The organism is Psychrobacter sp. T6-1 (genome assembly GCF_052258445.1).
The window spans coordinates 1-19283 of the sequence record NZ_JBQQFC010000003.1 but is presented as its reverse complement, the minus strand read 5'-3'; the positions used below and the strand labels follow the sequence as shown (position 1 = coordinate 19283).

At 44.1% G+C, this 19283-nt stretch carries 16 protein-coding genes; 8 read left to right on the top strand and 8 right to left on the bottom strand.

Annotated elements, in window-relative coordinates; translation table 11 throughout:
- Positions 1–33 precede the first annotated feature (33 nt).
- The gene (gene leuC / locus ACTXGO_RS00525; protein WP_435949184.1) at positions 34–1452 is read right to left on the bottom strand and encodes a 3-isopropylmalate dehydratase large subunit; all 1419 of its coding nucleotides are present in this window, start codon (positions 1450–1452) and stop codon (positions 34–36) included.
- A gap of 376 nt (positions 1453–1828) precedes the next feature.
- On the opposite strand from leuC, the gene ACTXGO_RS00520 reads away from it, so the two are divergent.
- On the top strand, positions 1829–2701 hold the full coding sequence (locus ACTXGO_RS00520) for a LysR family transcriptional regulator (RefSeq protein WP_317200362.1): 873 nt from the start codon (positions 1829–1831) through the stop codon (positions 2699–2701).
- 614 nt (positions 2702–3315) lie between these two features.
- On the top strand, positions 3316–4815 hold the full coding sequence (gene putP, locus ACTXGO_RS00515) for a sodium/proline symporter PutP (protein WP_443541854.1): 1500 nt from the start codon (positions 3316–3318) through the stop codon (positions 4813–4815).
- Between the two features lie 435 nt (positions 4816–5250).
- Here putP and ACTXGO_RS00510 read toward each other — a convergent pair whose 3' ends face one another.
- From ACTXGO_RS00510 to ACTXGO_RS00500, 3 genes are all read right to left on the bottom strand, one after another.
- Complete coding sequence (locus ACTXGO_RS00510) at positions 5251–6699, bottom strand: OmpP1/FadL family transporter (RefSeq protein ID WP_443573118.1); 1449 nt, start codon at positions 6697–6699, stop codon at positions 5251–5253.
- A 341-nt stretch (positions 6700–7040) separates the two neighbouring features.
- Positions 7041–8432 carry an outer membrane protein transport protein gene (locus tag ACTXGO_RS00505; RefSeq protein WP_443541946.1) on the bottom strand — a complete coding sequence of 464 codons (1392 nt, stop codon included), beginning with the start codon at positions 8430–8432 and terminating at the stop codon, positions 7041–7043.
- A 140-nt stretch (positions 8433–8572) separates the two neighbouring features.
- Entirely contained in the window at positions 8573–8866 is a 294-nt protein-coding gene (locus ACTXGO_RS00500) for a SlyX family protein (protein WP_317200366.1), read from the bottom strand.
- Positions 8867–9108: 242 nt separating this feature from the next.
- Here ACTXGO_RS00500 and ACTXGO_RS00495 point away from each other — a divergent pair, with 242 nt between their 5' ends.
- The 6 genes from ACTXGO_RS00495 (at position 9109) to ACTXGO_RS00470 (ending at position 15271) form a co-directional block, all read left to right on the top strand.
- Positions 9109–11040 carry an ATP-binding cassette domain-containing protein gene (locus ACTXGO_RS00495; RefSeq protein ID WP_443541858.1) on the top strand — a complete coding sequence of 644 codons (1932 nt, stop codon included), beginning with the start codon at positions 9109–9111 and terminating at the stop codon, positions 11038–11040.
- A 399-nt stretch (positions 11041–11439) separates the two neighbouring features.
- Complete coding sequence (petA, locus tag ACTXGO_RS00490) at positions 11440–12024, top strand: ubiquinol-cytochrome c reductase iron-sulfur subunit (protein WP_317200368.1); 585 nt, start codon at positions 11440–11442, stop codon at positions 12022–12024.
- A 22-nt stretch (positions 12025–12046) separates the two neighbouring features.
- Positions 12047–13252 carry a cytochrome b gene (locus tag ACTXGO_RS00485; protein ID WP_317200406.1) on the top strand — a complete coding sequence of 402 codons (1206 nt, stop codon included), beginning with the start codon at positions 12047–12049 and terminating at the stop codon, positions 13250–13252.
- Entirely contained in the window at positions 13252–13968 is a 717-nt protein-coding gene (locus ACTXGO_RS00480) for a cytochrome c1 (protein ID WP_317200369.1), read from the top strand. The genes ACTXGO_RS00485 and ACTXGO_RS00480 overlap by 1 nt, the downstream gene beginning before the upstream one ends.
- A 196-nt stretch (positions 13969–14164) precedes the next feature.
- Complete coding sequence (locus ACTXGO_RS00475) at positions 14165–14779, top strand: glutathione S-transferase N-terminal domain-containing protein (RefSeq protein ID WP_317200370.1); 615 nt, start codon at positions 14165–14167, stop codon at positions 14777–14779.
- A gap of 54 nt (positions 14780–14833) precedes the next feature.
- Positions 14834–15271, top strand: a complete 438-nt coding sequence (locus ACTXGO_RS00470; protein ID WP_317200371.1) for a ClpXP protease specificity-enhancing factor — start codon at positions 14834–14836, stop codon at positions 15269–15271.
- Between the two features lie 101 nt (positions 15272–15372).
- On the opposite strand, the gene dcd is transcribed toward ACTXGO_RS00470, so the two are convergent.
- The 4 genes from dcd to mgtE all read right to left on the bottom strand — a co-directional run.
- On the bottom strand, positions 15373–15948 hold the full coding sequence (gene dcd / locus ACTXGO_RS00465; protein ID WP_317200372.1) for a dCTP deaminase: 576 nt from the start codon (positions 15946–15948) through the stop codon (positions 15373–15375).
- Positions 15949–16095: 147 nt separating this feature from the next.
- Positions 16096–16524 carry a hypothetical protein gene (locus ACTXGO_RS00460; protein WP_317200373.1) on the bottom strand — a complete coding sequence of 143 codons (429 nt, stop codon included), beginning with the start codon at positions 16522–16524 and terminating at the stop codon, positions 16096–16098.
- A gap of 49 nt (positions 16525–16573) precedes the next feature.
- Entirely contained in the window at positions 16574–17824 is a 1251-nt protein-coding gene (apbC, locus tag ACTXGO_RS00455; RefSeq protein WP_435949189.1) for an iron-sulfur cluster carrier protein ApbC, read from the bottom strand.
- Between the two features lie 175 nt (positions 17825–17999).
- The coding region (gene mgtE / locus ACTXGO_RS00450; protein ID WP_443573117.1) for a magnesium transporter at positions 18000–19283 on the bottom strand (1284 nt) is incomplete at its 5' end.

Here is a 19283-nt window from a genome sequence, read left to right as displayed (position 1 = left end):
CATTCCTTAAAATATCAGTGTGCTACGCTTAAATCAAAACGTGCGTACATCTACAAAACGGCCCGCTAATGCGGCAGCGGCGGCCATTGCAGGACTCACAAGATGCGTGCGCCCGCCCGTACCTTGACGCCCTTCAAAGTTGCGGTTGGATGTCGATGCGCAGTGCTCCTCTGGCTCTAACTTGTCGGCGTTCATGGCAAGGCACATCGAGCAGCCCGGCTCACGCCACTCAAAACCTGCTTGAGTAAATATAGCGTCCAAACCTTCAGACTCTGCTTGTAATTTGACTTGTCCTGAGCCTGCGACCACGATAGCTTCTTTAATGCTATCTGCAACTTTGCGACCTTTAATCACGGACGCCGCATCACGCAAATCTTCGATACGTGAGTTGGTACAAGAGCCGATAAATACGCGGTCAAGCTCAATATCAGTAATTTTTTGACCTGCTTGTAAGCCCATATAAGTATAAGCGCGCAGCCAGCCTTCTTCTTGTGCCTCATCAGCCGCTTGATCAGGCGTTGGAATAGATTGAGTGATATCGACGACCATTTCAGGAGAGGTTCCCCAAGATACTTGCGGCGCAATAGAGCTACCGTCGATCTCAACGATAGTATCAAACACCGCGTCATCGTCGGAATACAAGGTACGCCAGTAGCTCTCGGCTTGCTCCCACTGCTCATCAGTTGGTGCGTAAGGACGGCCTTTAACATACTCAATAGTGGTGTCGTCAACCGCAACCATACCCACGCGCGCGCCCGCCTCAATCGCCATGTTACAGACGGTCATGCGACCCTCCATACTCATATCTTCGAACACTTGACCGGCAAATTCAATAGCGTGACCGGTGCCACCTGCCGTACCGATTTTGGCAATAATAGCCAGTACGACGTCTTTTGGGGTCACGCCAACACCGAGTTTACCTGTGACGCGAATTTGCATGTTTTTTGATTTCTTTTGAATCAAACACTGTGTCGCTAGCACGTGTTCGACCTCTGAGGTACCAATACCATGTGCCAGGCAGCCAAGTGCGCCATGAGTTGCTGTATGCGAGTCTCCGCAGACAACCGTCATACCAGGCAAAACCAAGCCTTGCTCAGGGCCAACCACGTGCAAGATACCTTGACGTGCATCGTTGATGGTAAATTCTGCAATATCAAACTTAGCGCAGTTATCATCTAAAGTAACCACTTGCAAGCGCGATACTTTGTCTTTGATACCTTGTACGCCCTCACGGCGCTCACGACTGACTGTAGGTACGTTATGATCTGGGCTTGCGATGTTCGCAGACAAGCGCCAAGGGGTTCTGTTGGCTAGATCTAACCCTTCAAAGGCTTGCGGACTTGTGACCTCATGTAATAGATGACGGTCGATATAAATGAGGCTTGAACCATCGTCACGTTTGGTGACTTCATGGGCGTTCCAAAGTTTGTCATATAAAGTTTGCGCAGTCATTTTGCTGTCCTTCTTTGTGACTAATGATCAATCGATCTAAGTATAGTTCTGAATCGGGATACCATTTAAAAGTCGAGATAAATAAGAGTCAATCTAAAAGTAATTTAAGCATTAAATAGTTTATATAAGAGGTTATAAGTATTGTTTGATAAAATCTCAATGTCGTTTTGATACCATTGGGCATATGTATCCGCTAATTGATAACTTATCGTTTTATAATCAAATAAAATGTCTTTGAGTCTTGTGATTATACCAGTCTAATCCTATAATAATAATTGATGATTTTTGCATATACGCAAACTTTTTATTTACAATCACTAGCATTCACACGAGCCAACTTTTATTTATAGCTAACTAAATAGCTAAGGACATCGGTTTGAATACCACTAATTTGACAACGTTTGTGACTGTAATGCATACAGGCAGCATATCAGGGGCGGCAGAAAAGCTCTTTATTACTCAGCCTGCGGTCAGTAAACGCATCAAAAATCTAGAAGACGAATTCAAAATCACTCTCTTTGATACTGTAGGTCGCGGTATTGTTCCAACGCAAGCGGCGAGCGAGATGCTACCCCATGCTAAACGCTGGCTTGAGGATTACGAGAACTTCAAAATCAACTTGCAACATGCCGAGCATATTGTATCAGGTAAATTGGTCATAGGGACCAGTCATCATATTGGTTTGCATCATTTAGCGCCAGTACTCAAGCATTTTATTCAAGCTTATCCTGCCGTACAGTTAGAGGTGCACTTTGTAGATTCAGAAGAAGCGCACAAGGCCGTACTAGATGGTGATCTGTCTTTGGCTTTTTTGACCTTGCCGCCCGTTTATGACAAACGCCTCACTTACCATACGCTTTGGTCAGATCCACTATATTTTATGACAGGCACCCTCTCCTCACTTGCCAATAAGACCAATGTCACTTTGGAGCAACTAGCGCGTTATCCTGCTATTTTGCCCTCAGCCAATACTTTTACCAGTCAAATCACGTTGGCAGAATTTGCTAAGCATAATCTTAAGCCTTATGCGACGATGAGCACCAATCCATTAGAATCTATTCGTATGCTGGTATCCGTAGGCCTTGGCTGGTCGGTCTTGCCACAGACGCTGATCAGCCAAGATTTAGAACGTATCAATATGGCTGATAATATTGAGCTGCAACGTTATTTAGGCGTGGTGATTAACCCTAAATTGACACGTTCTAGTAGCGTGAGCGCCTTATTAGATTTACTAGCGCCTATTGATTAAGTCATTTAAGAAATGTGTTATTTTACTAACAAATCATAAAACGGTACTGATCATGATTGCAGTATCGTTTTGTCGTTTTAGGCCATATACAACTAATGAGTTTAGCGTACTTACAATTTATTTGTGACAATGCCCATCGTCATTTGTTATTGTAACAAGCAGTTACGCTAATAACTTGGTGGTAACGTCAGCGCGATAAACGTAGTTAAAAATAACGCAGTTAAGAATAAAAGTATAAACCATACAAATATTTTAGATAAACCCATAATGGTATTTTAGCTAAATGTTTGCTTATTTTTATTATAAAATATTGTTTGCCATTGTCTGACTCGTTAGATAACTCAGCAATGAGCTTCAATGCATATTATAGTAAAAATAGTAGTTGCCACTTTGGTTCTATCATTATCTATTTATTAGAAACCCGTTCTAACAAATAGGTGATGTAGCTGCAACTAGCTAGTGGATAAATAGCAAAAATATAAAGCCATTACTTGAATAGAATGGCTTTTTTGTTTTTTTGACACTGAAACTTTATCGACAAATAATTTTATTATAAAGTAAGTTTTACTTATAGACATAACTAAAGCCAATAGTTTTTGGCTAAGGATAACGATATGAACGGAGTTTCTAGTGGTGTGTTAATTTCACTTGCCGCTTACTTTTTAGTGATGATAGGTATCGGTATATACGCCTATTTTAAGCAAGCCAACGACACTGAGGGCTACATGCTCGGTGGGCGTAACCTAAGTCCTGCGGTCACCGCTTTATCAGCAGGCGCCTCAGATATGTCAGGCTGGCTATTACTCGGTTTGCCAGGCTATATGTATGGTTCTGGTGTGGTTAGTATTTGGATTGCGCTAGGCTTGACCTTAGGCGCACTTCTGAACTATATCATTGTAGCGCCGCGCTTGCGTGTCTACACTGAAGTAGCTGACAATGCCATTACCCTCCCCGATTATTTTGCTAATCGATTCGAAGACAAATCACACATGCTGCGTGTTATCTCAGCGATTGTCATTATTTTGTTCTTTACCGTATACACCGCTGCAAGCTTAGTGGGCGGTGGTAAATTGTTCGAAAGCTCATTGAATCTCTCATACAGCACAGGCCTATGGGTCACTGCTGGCGTCGTTGTAGCTTATACTTTGTTCGGTGGTTTCTTAGCGGTATCGATGACCGATTTTGTGCAAGGCGTTATCATGCTATTTGCGCTTGTCATCGTACCTATTGTTGCCTTTACTGATTTGGGCGGCGTATCTGAGGTCACAACAGCGGTCAGAAATATCGATCCTGCTCTACTAAATGTCTTTAGCGGTATGACCTTTTTGGGTATTGCATCACTCATGGCATGGGGTCTAGGTTATTTTGGCCAGCCCCATATTATCGTACGTTTTATGGCGATACGCTCGGTCAAAGATGTGCCGACGGCTCGTAATATCGGTATGAGCTGGATGGTTGTGAGTTTAATAGGCTCGCTCATGACAGGTTTTGCAGGTCGCGCTTATGTACAAAGAACCTCAATGACTTTGGACGATCCTGAGACGATCTTTTTAGTATTCACCCAGTTCTTGTTCACACCCCTTGTATCAGGGTTCTTATTGGCTGCTATCTTAGCCGCTATTATGAGTACTATCTCATCACAGCTACTAGTAGTATCAAGCTCACTGACCAAAGATGTGTACAAGCTATTTTTTGATAAAGATGCGCCAGAAGCGCGGCAGGTACTCGTAGGTCGTATCTCAGTTGTCGTCGTCGCTGTGGTATCGATAATACTCGCCTCTGACCCAGACAGCTCAGTACTAGAACTCGTCTCTCATGCTTGGGCAGGCTTCGGTGCTGCATTTGGACCGTTAGTTATCTTTAGTCTAACATGGCGTGGTATGAACCGTAATGGCGCAGTCGCTGGTATGGTCGTTGGTGCTTTAACCGTTATCCTTTGGGTCTATGGTCCATTTGAGGCGAACGGCATGGCACTAAACGATTGGCTATACGCTATTATTCCAGGCTTTATCTTGAGCACTATCGCCATCTTTGTAGTCAGTAAAATGACAGGTGGACCTAAGTCTACGGTTTCAGCCAAATTCAAAGAGATGGAGCTAAACTTGCATAAGTAAGTAAAGCGCTAGCTGAATTTCTATTTCTATTTCTATTTTTATTTCTATAATTACTAACCTCGTTACTGTTCTAGTAGCGAGGTTTTTTACTGCCTGTATTTGTTTGATACTAAATAATAGCTACCTTGTACTCTTTAAACATAAGACAGTTTGCTTGGACTATTGTCTTGTTCACTCAGCACTATCTACCCTAAACGTTTAACATCAGCATTTCACGTTATAAACGTAAACGTTACCTGCCTGCTCCTAGATCTCTAGTTTCTATACAAGCTGTTTGATAGACCTCTAATACTGTAAAAGCAGATTAGAGATGCATCTAACGCTCATGATTGATCTAAAAATCTCTTTAGTCCCTTAAATTAAAATATAAACACCCATAAAAAAACGACCCATTAAGGATCGTTTTTCTCAAAAAGTCAGTTTCTAATAACTAAATTAGAAGCCCTGCTTTGCTTGGTAAGATAGTTTTGCACCTAAGATAAAGCCATCATTGTCTTCGGCATCGACAACAACTTTTCCTGTTGGTAGTTGGCCTTTTGCATCACCGAACCATAGATATTTACCACCCGCTGATACGGCCCAGTTCTCGGTAACGTTGTACTTAGCACCAAGACCAACACTGTAGTAGCCATCAACAGGACCTAGTGACGTCGTTGGATCGCCAGCGCCGCTATCCCAACCTATTGTTCCGCTAACTGCTAAAGCAGGTGCTAAGCGCTTAGCCAAACCTAGCTCTACTTGCCATTGATCATCTTCATATTCAACTAAGTCTAAGCCATCTGGACCAAAGCTACGCTTACTGACTTCATTATACAAAGGTGGCGTAATTGTAAAGTCACTCCATGGTACCCAGCGTACTTTTGCTGTAGCTAGAGTCGTTGGGTTGATACCTGTTTGGAAATCAAAGTTCACTGACTCAGGAGTAGTGACTTCATAGCTATTCGTTTGAGTAGCTGCTGCTGGATTTCCTAATAAAGTACCTTGTAGAGGGTAAGTTTCAGTAATATCTATGTCATGATCAATTTCAGAGCGATAAGTTAAAGCAGCTTTAAGAGCGATTTCAGGCTTGCTATATGAAAAACCTGCTAAATAACCATAATCCATTTCCGGATTATTATTAGAGGTATAGCCAGTAGCAGGACCATAAGCGAGTCCACGTAGTTTTACATTCGCTTCAATACGCTGTGCGACTGGACCACCGTATATTTGAAACTCTTTGTTCGCACCAAACTTAGCACCAAGAATAGCAGTTAAGCTCTGGCTACGTACTTCAACTTTAGTATTTTCACCAGCAGTTTGAAACTCTGCATCCACAATCCCAATTGCTGGAATTAATGGCGATAATGCTGCTAATTGTGCTTCTTGTGCAGGTGTTAATACGCCAGCAGCTGCACCTGCTCGAAGATTATTTACTGCACTCTGTGCTTGTTCGAAAGTATTAAGACCGAAAGGTGAGTTTGGACCGACAGCCCCACCAGAAAGCGCAGTAAGAGTAGCATCACGATTATCCCCATCACGAGCCACAAAATTACCTTGCGTATACTCAGCAGATGCCCCAAATGGCTCATCATAGATCAGACCTATGCTAAATGTATCATTGATATCCGCTTTTACCCCATAACGGAAAAAATCATAGTCTTCAGCGATATCGCCAGTACTATTACCTTCGACATAATCATTACTATTGGGATCTCCATTCGCACTGTCTTTACCACTAACATCAGCGTCAATATAGGTATAAACAGCTTCTGCGTAGACGCCATCTTGGAAAAAGGCAGTGACATCTTGACCTGAACGATCAAGGCCAGCAGCACTAGCGGCGCTAGCGACTGAAAAAGCAGCGATAGCTACTGTGAGGGTTTTTAAGTGAAAGGTGGCGCGCATTGTATTTCTCCAAACATCCCAGTTGTTTAATCGTTAACATAAGTAAGTGTTACTAAATATGTAGACGATGTCCTAAATTGAATAGTAATGGCTTTTTGACACTAAAACAACATTTAAAGTACTTTATTTCTCCATTATGACTGAACAGTACATGATATATACTGGTTTCTAAATAAAACAGTTCTGTGTTGATAGTTTAAATGACTTATATATATGCGATAGAATATATTAGTCTAACTTTTTGCCTAGTCCGCTTCGCCCAAATTAAAAAAACGACCCTGAGAGGATCGCTTTTTTGTTGATTTACCATTTTTATTTTAACTTACTCTTTAACAGAGTGACTATTTAGCCTGATAAGAGATTTTGGCACCTAAGATAAAGCCATCATTGTCCTCAAAGTCACTAACGATTTGTCCGTTCGGTATTTGACCTTCAGCATCACCGAACCATAGGTACTTGCCGCCTGCTGATACCGCCCAGTTTTCAGTCACGTTGTATTTAGCACCAAGGCCTACACTATAGTAGCCTTCGATAGGGCCTAGTGAGGTGACAGGATTGCCTGCACCGCTATCCCAGCCGATGTTGCCGCTAACCGCTAACGCTTTCGATAAACGTTTGGCAAGTCCTAACTCTACGACCCACTGATCGTCATCATAGCTGACTAGCGCTAAACCATCATCATCCTGCGTCGCAACCTTGCTGACGTCGTTATAGAGTGACGGTACGATAGCGAAATCACCCCAAGGTACCCAGCGTACTCTTGCGGTCGCGAGTGTCGTCGGGTTGATGCCGGTTTGAAAATCAAAGTTGACGGATTCAGGCGTGGTGATTTCAATTTTATCGTTTCTGGTAGTTGGTATTGCCCTACCTGCTCTAGCGCCAGCTGCAGTCGCAATTGGAAAGATCTCGGACGCATCTGCTTCATGTTCAATCTCTGAGCGATAAGTCAAAGCGGCCTTTAAAGCAATTTCAGGTTTGCTGTAAGAGAGGCCTGCTATCCAGCCATAATCTTGATCGTTAGCAATGTGAGCGGTATAACCTGAAGCGGAGCTGTAAGCCGTACCGCGCAGTTTCACATCTGCTTTGACTTGTTGAATAACGGGACCACCATAAACTTGAAACTCTTTATTAGCACCAAACTTTGCACCGAGTATACCCGTTAGGTTCTCGCTACGAACTTCTACTTGCGTAGCCTCACCTGCGGTATCAGCAAGGTTTCTAGCGGCTTGTAATCCAATGAGATCTCCTTGCGCTTGCTGCAATTGTTCAGGAGTTAGACCACCAGGATTACCTGGCGCCAATGCACCTTGTAAGTTTGTTATGCTCTGATCAACGATAGCTTCGGTCAAATTGGGATTTTGTAAGAATCCTTGGACAATAGCATCAGCACTATCATTAGCTATAAAATTATTCTCGCCCACGTAGTCTGCTGCCGCGCCAAAAGGCTCGTCATATAGAACACCGATACTAAACGTGTCATTAATGTCTGTTTTTACGCCATAACGAAAAAAGTCATAATCCTCAGCGATGTCATCTATTTTATTACCTGATGAGTCTTTACCCGTTACATCTGCATCTATGTAAGTATATACCGCTTCAGCATAAACGCCGTCTTGAAAGAAAGCCGTCACATCTTGACCTGAGCGATCAAGACCAGCGGTATGGCCTAGGCTAGTAGCAGACAGCGCTGCTATAGCTAATGTTAGAGTTTTGAGGTTAAAGATAACGCGCATAGTATTTCTCCGAACATCCAAAAGATTAGCCATACCATAGTGAGCAGGCAGTTATAGAGCCGACAGATACTAATCGCTTTTGAGCACTAAGACAACCAAAAAGATACACTATTGCCCGATTATGACTATTTGGTCACCAGTTAGTAATGAGGCGGTTTGTCCGCCATAATGTCAAATGGTGCAATGCCCTCATCAGCGCTTTGGTTTTGTAGCTGCTTATTTATGAGTTGCAATTGGCGCTGTAGCGTTTGGATATGCTGATCTTGCCGCGTCACCACGACGTCTAATTGCTCCATTGTCCGCTCTAGATGCGCCATACTCATCTGCAAGTCTATCATCTGATCTTGCGTATCGGAGGTGCTCCCTTTATCCCCATTTTGCAAATCATTGTTCTGTTTGTCATCATTGTATTTATTGAATGTTGATGTGCTCATTGTGTTCTCACTGTTTGTGATTGTGATCTGTATCTTAGTAAACGTGTTTTGGTTATCAGTAATTTGTATAGTCGTCTATACCAGATGACGCTCTAAATATCAGGATAAAAGTTGCGGGTGGCACAAAACTACTCGGGTGACATGTTATACTGCTGGCAACGAGGTACCACCTTTTTATTACTATTCACCAGTGTATTCTCTCATCATCACTCACACTACTATATATAAGCTTAAGACAATCTATGGCACTGATACATCTAAAAAACATCCATCTCGCCTTTGGCGTAGCGCCCGTTCTCGACGGTATTGATTTTAGCATTAATGAAGGCGAGCGCGTTTGCTTGATTGGTCGTAATGGCGAAGGCAAGTCTACCCTATTTAAACTCATTAACGGCTCTTTGCAACCTGATAGTGGCGAAGTCATTATCAGTGGTAGTGCAAGCGTTGCTATGCTCGAGCAAGACGTGCCTGAAACCAGCGGTAAGATACTAGATATCGTCATGGGCGGTAGCCGCCGCACCGCTGATCTACTCATCAGCTACAATCAGCAAACCGACCTGTGCGCTGATGGTGATATGGATGCCTGCGAGCGCATGGCAACGCTACAACACGATATCGATGCGGTACACGGTTGGGATTTAGAGCGCGAAGCTCGCCGCCTTATTACTACTATGGGGCTTGATCCTGAAGATGATCTGTCTTCCTTGTCTGGTGGTCGTAAGCGCCGCGTATTATTAGCGCGAGCCTTGGTGACCAAACCTGACATGCTACTTCTCGATGAGCCAACCAACCATTTGGATGTTGATAGTATTGAGTGGCTTGAGCGTTTTTTGCTTGATTGGCAGGGTTTGACTCTCCTATTTGTCACCCATGATAGAGCCTTTGTCGATAAATTAGCCACGCGCATCGTTGAGCTTGACCGAGGTCAATTGACCAGTTATGACGTGACACAAGGCGCAAAAGGCTATGCGCGCTATCAAGAGCTTAAAGAGCAGCAGCTGCTTGCAGAAGAGAAGAACAACGCTAATTTCGATAAAAAACTAGCGCAAGAAGAGGTTTGGATTCGCCAAGGCATCAAGGCGCGGCGTACCCGCAATGAGGGCCGTGTCCGTGAACTAAAAGCCTTGCGCGAGGAGCGTAGCGAGCGCCGTGAGAAAGTCGGTAACGTCAATATCACGATGGGTGAAGGCGAGAAAAGCGGTAAGCTGGTCTGCAAAGTCAAAAACCTGCATCTTGAGTACGATGGTAACGTACTGGTCGATAACTTTACGACAACGATTATGCGCGGTGACAAGATCGGTATTATTGGTCCCAATGGTGCGGGTAAAACGACCCTTATCAAAGCTATACTCGACATGTCTGATGATGAAGTGATCAAAACGGGCAGTGTTGAGCTTGGTACTAACTTAGAAATTGCATTTTTCGATCAGCTGCGAGATCAATTAGATCTTGAGGCAACGGTCGCGCAAAACGTCTCAGAGGGTTCAGACTTTATCGAAGTCGGTGGTCGTAAGACGCATATTATGAGTTATTTACAAGATTTCTTGTTCGCACCAGAACGCGCTCGTACTCCAGTAAAAGCTTTATCAGGAGGTGAGCGTAACCGCGTACTTTTAGCCAAACAGCTATTAAAACCTGCCAATATTTTGGTACTTGATGAGCCAACCAACGATTTAGATATGGCGACTCTTGAGCTGTTAGAGGAGTCTGTTAGCAGCTTTAACGGTACTATCTTACTTATCAGCCATGATCGCTCATTTATGGACAATGTGGTGACCTCTACTTGGGTATTTGATCAAGACGATGGCAAAGGGGTGGTCAAAGAATACGTCGGCGGCTATCAAGAGTATCTGGTGCAAAAAAACCGTATGCAGGCTGCAAGTGCTACCAAAACGGTCACGGCGACCAAATCAAGCAACAAAGCCCCTTCGACAGTTACCCCAAAAAAAACAGTCAAAAAGCTAAACTTCAATGAACAGCGTGAACTTGATAACTTGCCTAAGGAGATTGCAGCGCTAGAGGCAGAACAAAAAGATCTGCAAGATAAGCTAGCGGATGGCTCTTGGTTCACCAAGGACTTCAATAGTGCTACTGCGGCCAGCGAGCGTTTGCTGATAATTGAAGATGAGATGATGAACAAGCTTGAGCGCTGGGAGATTTTAGAGGCCCAATAGGCTCAAAACATAGATATAAATGAGGCGCAAACTTATATAATTAGTGTGCTCAAAACTTAAAGTTAATGAACATTGCTCCGTTTTCAAGTATCATTCCCTATAGTAATACGTTTTTGTGAAATAGAGAGTAATTGTTAATCAAAAGTATCTTGATTCTACTGCTAGGTACTGATAACCAGTAGGCTCTAGGTGCTTTTTTTATTTCAATAGCTCAATTAAGCCTACTGAGGTTGTTTTATTTTTAACCGTACAATTTATTTTATGACCAAAATAGCTTAGAATAGTAACAATTAGCAAAACTAGGTATAGCCTAATCTGGCTTGCCTTTTTTACTATAATCCTTTAAGCCATAAACCCAGTGTGGGATAATCCCATGTCATTCACCTGGAGGAAGTATCAATGCGCAACACCGAAGGCGTTAATGTACAACGTCGTAGAGTCCTTATTGCCTCGACTGCCGTGATTGGTGCAGCTGGGGTAGCTGCTGTTGCAACCCCTTTTGTGCGCTCGTGGACGCCAAGTGCTAAAGCTGAAGCTGCAGGCGCTGCTGTGACTCAAGATATCGGCTCTATAGAAGAGGGTCAGATGATCGTCGTCAAATATCGCGGCAAACCTATTTTTGTGGTAAAGCGTACTCCAGACATGGTAGACACTCTAAGCGCTGTAGAACCGCTTTTGGCTGATCCCACTTCTGATGCGTCACTGCAGCCAGAATACACCAAGAATCAGACTCGCTCTTTAGAGCCAGGTTTGCTGGTAGTTGAAGGCGTCTGTACACATTTGGGCTGCGCGCCAAACTACCGCCCTGACGTCGGTGCGGCTGATTTAGGTGGCAATGACTGGTATGGCGGGTTCTTTTGTCCCTGTCATGGCTCTAAGTATGACATAGCAGGTCGCGTCTATAGTGGCGTTCCTGCACCGACTAACCTACCTGTTCCAGATTATAGTTTGGATGGGTCTATCTTGACGGTTGGAGAGGCTTAATATGAGTATGGGTAAAAAGTTAATGCATTGGGTGGACGCGCGTTTTCCAGCGACTGAAACCTACGAATACCATATGTCAAAGTACTACGCACCAAAGAACTTTAACTTTTGGTACTTCTTTGGCGTATTGTCAATGATCGTACTCGTCAACCAGCTGGTTACTGGCATTTGGCTGACAATGATGTACAACCCTAGCGCAGAAGGTGCTTTTGCTTCTGTTGAATATATTATGCGTGATGTCAAAGGCGGCTGGCTCATTCGTTATATGCACTCGACTGGTGCATCAGCATTCTTTGTTGTCGTCTACTTGCATATGTTCAGAGCGCTGTTATATGGCTCATACCAAAAGCCTCGCGAGCTTATTTGGCTTATCGGTATGGGTATTTATCTTGCGCTAATGGCAGAGGGCTTCTTTGGTTATCTATTGCCATGGGGCAACATGTCATTTTGGGGCGCGCAGGTTATCTTGAACTTACCAGCAGCGCTACCTGTCATTGGTGATGGCCTAGCTGAGTGGGTACGCGGTGATTACATTATCTCAGGTATTACTCTCAACCGCTTCTTTGCCTTGCACGTTGTGGCGATTCCACTAGTACTTGTCGGCCTTGTCTTTATGCATCTGGTCGCTTTGCATCACGTGGGTTCTAACAACCCTGATGGTATCGACATCAAAAAGCTAAAAGATAAGAACGGCGTACCCTTAGACGGTATCGAGTTCCATCCGTACTATACTGTGCATGATATGGTCGGTATCGTAGTCTTCTTTATCTTATTCTTTGCAGTGGTCTTCTTCTTCCCTGAGGGCGGTGGTTATTTCCTTGAGCCACCAAACTTTGAGACTGCCAACTCACTGAAGACACCAGCGCATATTGCACCCGTCTGGTATTACACGCCTTTCTACGCAATTTTGCGAGCGGTTCCTGATAAGCTTGGCGGCGTTATTGCTATGGGCGGCGCGATTGCAGTGCTATTTTTGATACCTTGGCTAGATAGATCGCCGGTACGCTCCATGCGTTATAAAGGCATACTATCAAAAATCGCTTTGACTATATTCGCTATCAGCTTTGTAGTACTCGGTTACCTAGGTGCGACGCCTGCAACGCCAACAGCGACGCTAATGTCTCGTATCTTTACCGTATTGTACTTCTTATTCTTCTTATTGATGCCTATTTATACGTCTATTGAGACGTGCAAACAGCCACCTGAACGCGTTACCGGAGGTCACTGATGAACACCTTAACAAAATCCCTAACCGGTTTGGGCTTAGGTGCGACTTTGATGTTGACAGCAGGTACTGCTATGGCAGCAGGCGGCGGCGGATGTGGCAGCTTCGTCAACGCTGAAGGCGTAGAAGAGCATCTGCTATGTAGTGAAGCCCCTATTGATTTTACTAATAAAGGCTCGCTACAAAATGGCGCTAAGATGTTTATGAACTACTGTGCTGGGTGTCACTCAGCGCAGTATGTACGTCACTCTCGTATTGCAAAGGATTTAGAGATACCGCCAGAGCTGGTCGAAAAGTATCTGATGGTGACAACCGATCAGATCGGTGATTTTATTAATCCTGAAATTGATCCTGAAGTCCAAGCCTCTTGGTTTGGTGCAGCGCCACCTGATCTATCGCTGGTTAACAGATTACGCGGTGATGATTGGGTCTATACTTACCTCTTGTCATTTTATGAAGATCCAAGTCGTCCTTGGGGCGCAAATAATTTAGTACTACAAAATGCAGCAATGCCTCACGTATTAAATAACTTGCAAAATGATTTGAGTACCGAAGAGTTTGAATCTGAAGTCGGTGATTTGGTTAACTTTATGGCATGGATGGGCGAGCCTGTTCGTCATGATCGTCAAGTGATTGGCTTCTTTGTTATTTTGTTCTTATTAGTGCTTCTTATTCCAGTATACTTACTCAATAAAGAGTTCTGGAAAGACGTTAAATAGAGCGATATTTAAAATATCAGATGAATTAAAAAGCATTACTTCGGTGGTGCTTTTTTTTGTTTTGACATTTATTCATGAAATCGCAAAACCATAGAGAAAGGTTAAGGTAATACTCGTCACTGTTTACGCATGCTATCTTGATAAATAAGGCGACTTTGTTTACGATGGCAATCTTCACTATTAACATTAGGCTTTCATGATTGATGCGAATGACATTCCAAGTAGTCAGCTGATTTTGTATGCGGACGACGGCTACGATAGTCATGTGGTACGCCTATTACTTGAAGAAAAAAAGCTCGCTTATTACTTATCGCGCCTACATTCTGAGCGGCCTGAGGATTTGACGGAGCTAAACCCTTATCATACTCTGCCAGTGCTACAACAGCGCGAGATTGCTCTGTATGAGATCAACGTTATCTTTGAGTATTTAGAAGAGCGTTATCACGCCAATAAGCTACTGCCCGACACGCCGCAAGAGCGCGCGCAGTTTCGTCAATTGGCATGGCGTATTCAGCACGACTGGCTGGTACTAGGTAAGCGCCTACTTATGCACCCAGACAGTTTTAATAAGGCACAAGCTGGCGTCGCAAAAAAGCAATTAGCAGACTCTCTTATTACTTTATCACCTCTATTCGCCCATAAATCGTATTTTATGGCTGATGAGTTTGGCTGGTGTGATGTGTTACTCGCGCCGCTATTATGGCGACTTGAGGAGATGAATATCGAGCTACCTCGTGCTATTAGTCGTCCTCTACTTGACTACCAAACTCGCGTATTTGAGAGAGATAGCTTTAAAAAGAGCGTGCGCTGATTTAAAATCAAAAAAAATGAACCTTTTACAATTGTTAGTATAGGAAGTTAGAACATGAGTGAAACAACCTCCATTACCCCAACCCGTCCTTATATGGTACGTGCGCTTTATCAATGGATAGAAGATAATGCATTGACGCCATATCTTATGGTAGATGCGACTGCTGAAAATGTTCAAATACCGACAGAGCATGTGCAAGATGGTCGTATTGTCTTAAATATCGCCAGCCGTGCGACAGGCAATATGAGTATGGAAAACGACTATATTCACTTTAGTGCGCGTTTTGGCGGAGTGTCACAGGAGATTTGGGTACCTCTGACAGCAGTCATGGGTATTTATGCCAAAGAGAACTCGCAAGGAATGTTCTTTGATCCTAACGAGTATGATAACTATCAGCCTAAAGACGATGCAGAAGGAGCTGTTAAAAAGAGCCCTAGTGCTGCGCCAAAACCCAAACGCGATAACAAAGCAGGTTTAAAAGTGTTGAAATAGTCTAAGTATAAAATACAAAAAGCTGGTCGTATTGTATACGACCAGCTTTTTGCTGCCTGTTTAAAAGAGCTTTAACCTTAGAACCCTTTCTAATTTTTAGCTTAGGTTCTTGGCAGAGTCACACCGCGTTGACCTTGATATTTACCGCCGCGATCTTTATAGCTGGTCTCGCAAACGTCATCGGCATCGCTCTGAAAAAACAGCATTTGCGCGACCCCTTCACCTGCATAAATACGCGCGGGCAAGTTGGTCGTATTGCTAAATTCTAGAGTGACATGCCCTTCCCACTCAGGCTCTAGTGGCGTGACGTTAACGATGATACCGCAGCGAGCGTAAGTCGATTTACCTAAGCAGATCGTCAAGACATCACGCGGAATACGGAAATACTCCATCGTACGCGCCAAGGCAAACGAGTTGGGCGGAATGATACACTCATCACCTACGATATCGATAAAGCTCTTTTCATCGAAGTTTTTAGGATCGACAACGACAGAATGCACGTTGGTAAAGACTTTGAATTCAGGCGCGCAGCGAACATCATAACCATAGCTTGAGGTGCCGTAGCTAATGAGACGCTCGCCTGCATCATTAAAGCGCACTTGACCTGCTTCGAACGGCTCAATCATGCCATGATTTTGAGCTTGCTCACGAATCCAGCGATCAGACTTGATAGACATTTTTATCCTTAACTATTGAGTACAATATGTAACTTATAAATTTGTAAGAGGTTTTGGTACTGGTGATTATACGGAACTCAGACGCTGATTTATAGATTTTATAACAGATATAAAGGATTGTTTATATCAGTTTTATCCATGCCTTTATTATTTATCTGATTCATCAGCTACTGATTGTCCTTGGTAGCTGATTACTGTACTTACTGCTCTTCTTTTTGCTTGGTTTGATGCAACGTGAATTAATTCTATGATCATCCTAGTTTCAACAGGCGTTAATCCATCCAATAACGCTTCGCTGACATTAATAATAGCAATACCACTGATCCCATAAGAGTGTTTGGGAAATTTAGATAGTAAGTCTACTATTGCTTGTGTAGCAGTAGAGAAGTCTATAAATAGCAGACGGCGGTTGCTAAAGTTAGCATTAACCTGATGGCTTTTGGTACTGCCGTCTTTATAGTAAGCCGTCGCATTCAATTGATTATTTGATAACTCAATCTCATACACGGGCGGACGCAGCATTTTTAATAACTTATGCTGCTTAGGTAGCCTTTTCAGATAGTTATCATAGGTCATTATGCTCACTAAAAATCCCTTTTTATGCTATTGATCATGAGTTACTCTTCTAAAATATCCGCTTGTCATCAACAGGCTTAGCGAACTTATTAATATTGGCTTCGATGTTTTTGGCGATATTTATATAATATGATGCAAACTCATCATCAGCGAGTACGCTAGGCTCACCTTTATCCACTTGTGCGCGAATACCGCTAGCGAGAGGCAACTGACCTAATAACGGTACTTGATACTGCTCAGCGATAATTTCGCCGCCGCCGACTCCAAAAATAGCTTCGGTAGTTCCGCAGTTGCTACAGGTATGCAAAGCCATATTTTCAACCACGCCAAGTACGGGAATATTGGTCTTATTAAACATCTCAATGCCTTTTTGCGCATCTAACAGCGCTACATGCTGCGGAGTAGTCACAATCACCGCTCCTGTCACTGGTATTCGCTGAGCGAGTGTCAGCTGAATATCACCTGTACCTGGCGGCATATCTATCACCAGATAATCAAGCTGCGGCCAGTTGGTTTGGTTGTACAGTTGCATCAATGCGCCAGTAGCTTTGGGACCACGCCAGGCAACAGGCGTATTATCACTATCGAGCAAGCTACCAATAGATAGCATTGCAAGGCCATGCGCCTCAACTGGGACGAACTGCTCGTTCTCTAGTTGCGGTTTGACATCGGCGACGCCTAGCATCGTTGGTATACTAGGGCCATAGATATCAGCGTCCAGCACACCGACACGCCCGCCAAGCTTTTGTAAAGCTAACGCAATATTGACCGTCGTTGTTGATTTGCCAACGCCGCCCTTGCCAGAGGCGACGACGATGATATGACGAATGCGAGGATGCGCAGTTAGGGAGGCTTGCGTTGGCGCAGCCTTGGTAATCGGTGGTTCGGCGTCAGTATCATTAGTACTAGGAGTTGTTTTAGACATGCTATCAGGTTTTGCTGCTGGCTGGCTCTGAGCGTCCATAGCATTGATCGTCTTTGGCATTTGTTTTGGCAACGTTGACCCTGTGCCTTTGGCTGGTGCAGGTAGGCGTACATTCATATGAATGGTCTTGATGCCGTGCGGATGCAGTAGTTGCCCAAGCTCCTGTTGAATGGTTTCAGGGTCACTGTTGACAGGCAAACGCAAATCTAAAGTCAGCTCATCACCATTGCGCTCAAGCCCAGTCACCATAGTAGCGATACTAATAGTGCCGACTTCATAGCCAAGCAATACCTTGTCCACTGCACTATCGCGCTGTGCTTGCTGCTGCGGGGTTTCAGGTTTGTCAGAGGTTATTTTTTTTATAAAGTTGAACATAGCTATTTTTACTTCTTATAAAAAGATGGTTTTTAGGGGCTAGATCATCAATCATTATTGGAGGTTCAGTGTAGCCCAATTGACACTATTAAAAAACCAGCAACTCTTATGAGTCAACAGATTGTTACCTTTTAGTGTGAACGAATGATTTGTTAGTTAATGCTTAAAGCCGACTTTATATCGCCAAAAACTTTGAAGCGATGAATAAGTAAATAAGCACGCCCGAGGCATCACTTATTGAAGTTATCAAAGGCGCACTGGCCGTGGCAGGGTCAAAGCCTAACTTGTTAAGTACAAAAGGCAGACTCATGCCGATCACACTACCAATGATAACTACCGACACCATGCTCAGCGCTAGCACCACCGATACGATAGCGTCACCGCGGATATAGCCGATAATAGCGACAGCGACCGCCATCGTAGCTCCTAGCACAAGTGCAACTAAAGCTTCACGGCCTAGTAGTGAAAACCAATCCTTCATCACCACATCGCCAGTAGCGAGCGCTCGTACCATCAAAGTGGCAGACTGTGAGCCTGCATTACCACCACTATCGACCAATAACGGCAAGAAAAATACTAGTACTAAATTGGCGGCAATAACATCTTCAAAGTTGGCAATACTAAAGCCTGAGAGCAGATTGCCAAATATCAATAAGACCAGCCAAAAGACGCGCTTACGATACAGCACTTTAACGCTCACATCTTTGAGCCTACCGACCATAGTCGTGACGCCAGCTGACTTATGAAAGTCATCAGTCGCTTCATCGCTAGCAACATCCATCGCATCATCATGAGTGACGATACCAACTAAAGCGCCATTATCGTCAGTAATTGGCAGTGCAATGAGATCGTAACGAGCTACGACTTTGGCGACGTCTTCTTGATCGTCAGAGGCGTTAGATGACACCACACTACTCATCATAATATCGTTAATCACTTGCTCAGGGGACGCTAAAATGAGCACTCGTAATGACACCACGCCTAGGAGTTTACGGGCATCATCTATGACATAGGCATGATAAATCGTCTCAGCGTCAGGTGCCTCTAATCTTAGAGCATCTAGCGCTTGCGCCACCGTCATCTTTGGCGCTAAGGTGGCATAATCAGAGGTCATCAAAGCCCCAGCGGTACGCTCCTCGTAGGCCGATAGCCTGCGAATGTCTTCGCGTTTGGCTTGCGCTAATGCGGGCAGCAGGGCATCGCGCTGCTCTTGGTTAAGATGCTTGTACAGGTCAGTGCGCGCGTCCGCTGGCATCTCCCCTATCAAGATTGCCATACTCTCACGCGGGAACTTGTGCGCCATAGCGACCTGTACATCAGGCTCTAGGTACGCAAATATAGTTGAGCGATTGGGCAGGCGCTCCAATAACTGCCAAGCGAGCGTCGTATCCATCAGCGCAAGCACATCAGCGCTATCAATAGGGCGCAAAGCCTGTAGTTGATTCATTGCGGGCGTAAA

What these genes read in the sequence shown, in the direction of transcription:
- leuC (WP_435949184.1), bottom strand. Translation starts at nt 1,452, where the DNA reads ATGACTGCGCAAACTTTATATGACAAACTTTGGAACGCCCATGAAGTC.
- putP (WP_443541854.1), top strand. Translation starts at nt 3,316, where the DNA reads ATGAACGGAGTTTCTAGTGGTGTGTTAATTTCACTTGCCGCTTACTTT.
- ACTXGO_RS00510 (WP_443573118.1), bottom strand. Translation starts at nt 6,699, where the DNA reads ATGCGCGCCACCTTTCACTTAAAAACCCTCACAGTAGCTATCGCTGCT.
- ACTXGO_RS00505 (WP_443541946.1), bottom strand. Translation starts at nt 8,432, where the DNA reads ATGCGCGTTATCTTTAACCTCAAAACTCTAACATTAGCTATAGCAGCG.
- ACTXGO_RS00500 (WP_317200366.1), bottom strand. Translation starts at nt 8,866, where the DNA reads ATGAGCACATCAACATTCAATAAATACAATGATGACAAACAGAACAAT.
- ACTXGO_RS00495 (WP_443541858.1), top strand. Translation starts at nt 9,109, where the DNA reads ATGGCACTGATACATCTAAAAAACATCCATCTCGCCTTTGGCGTAGCG.
- petA (WP_317200368.1), top strand. Translation starts at nt 11,440, where the DNA reads ATGCGCAACACCGAAGGCGTTAATGTACAACGTCGTAGAGTCCTTATT.
- ACTXGO_RS00485 (WP_317200406.1), top strand. Translation starts at nt 12,047, where the DNA reads ATGCATTGGGTGGACGCGCGTTTTCCAGCGACTGAAACCTACGAATAC.
- ACTXGO_RS00480 (WP_317200369.1), top strand. Translation starts at nt 13,252, where the DNA reads ATGAACACCTTAACAAAATCCCTAACCGGTTTGGGCTTAGGTGCGACT.
- ACTXGO_RS00475 (WP_317200370.1), top strand. Translation starts at nt 14,165, where the DNA reads ATGATTGATGCGAATGACATTCCAAGTAGTCAGCTGATTTTGTATGCG.
- ACTXGO_RS00470 (WP_317200371.1), top strand. Translation starts at nt 14,834, where the DNA reads ATGAGTGAAACAACCTCCATTACCCCAACCCGTCCTTATATGGTACGT.
- dcd (WP_317200372.1), bottom strand. Translation starts at nt 15,948, where the DNA reads ATGTCTATCAAGTCTGATCGCTGGATTCGTGAGCAAGCTCAAAATCAT.
- ACTXGO_RS00460 (WP_317200373.1), bottom strand. Translation starts at nt 16,524, where the DNA reads ATGACCTATGATAACTATCTGAAAAGGCTACCTAAGCAGCATAAGTTA.
- apbC (WP_435949189.1), bottom strand. Translation starts at nt 17,824, where the DNA reads ATGTTCAACTTTATAAAAAAAATAACCTCTGACAAACCTGAAACCCCG.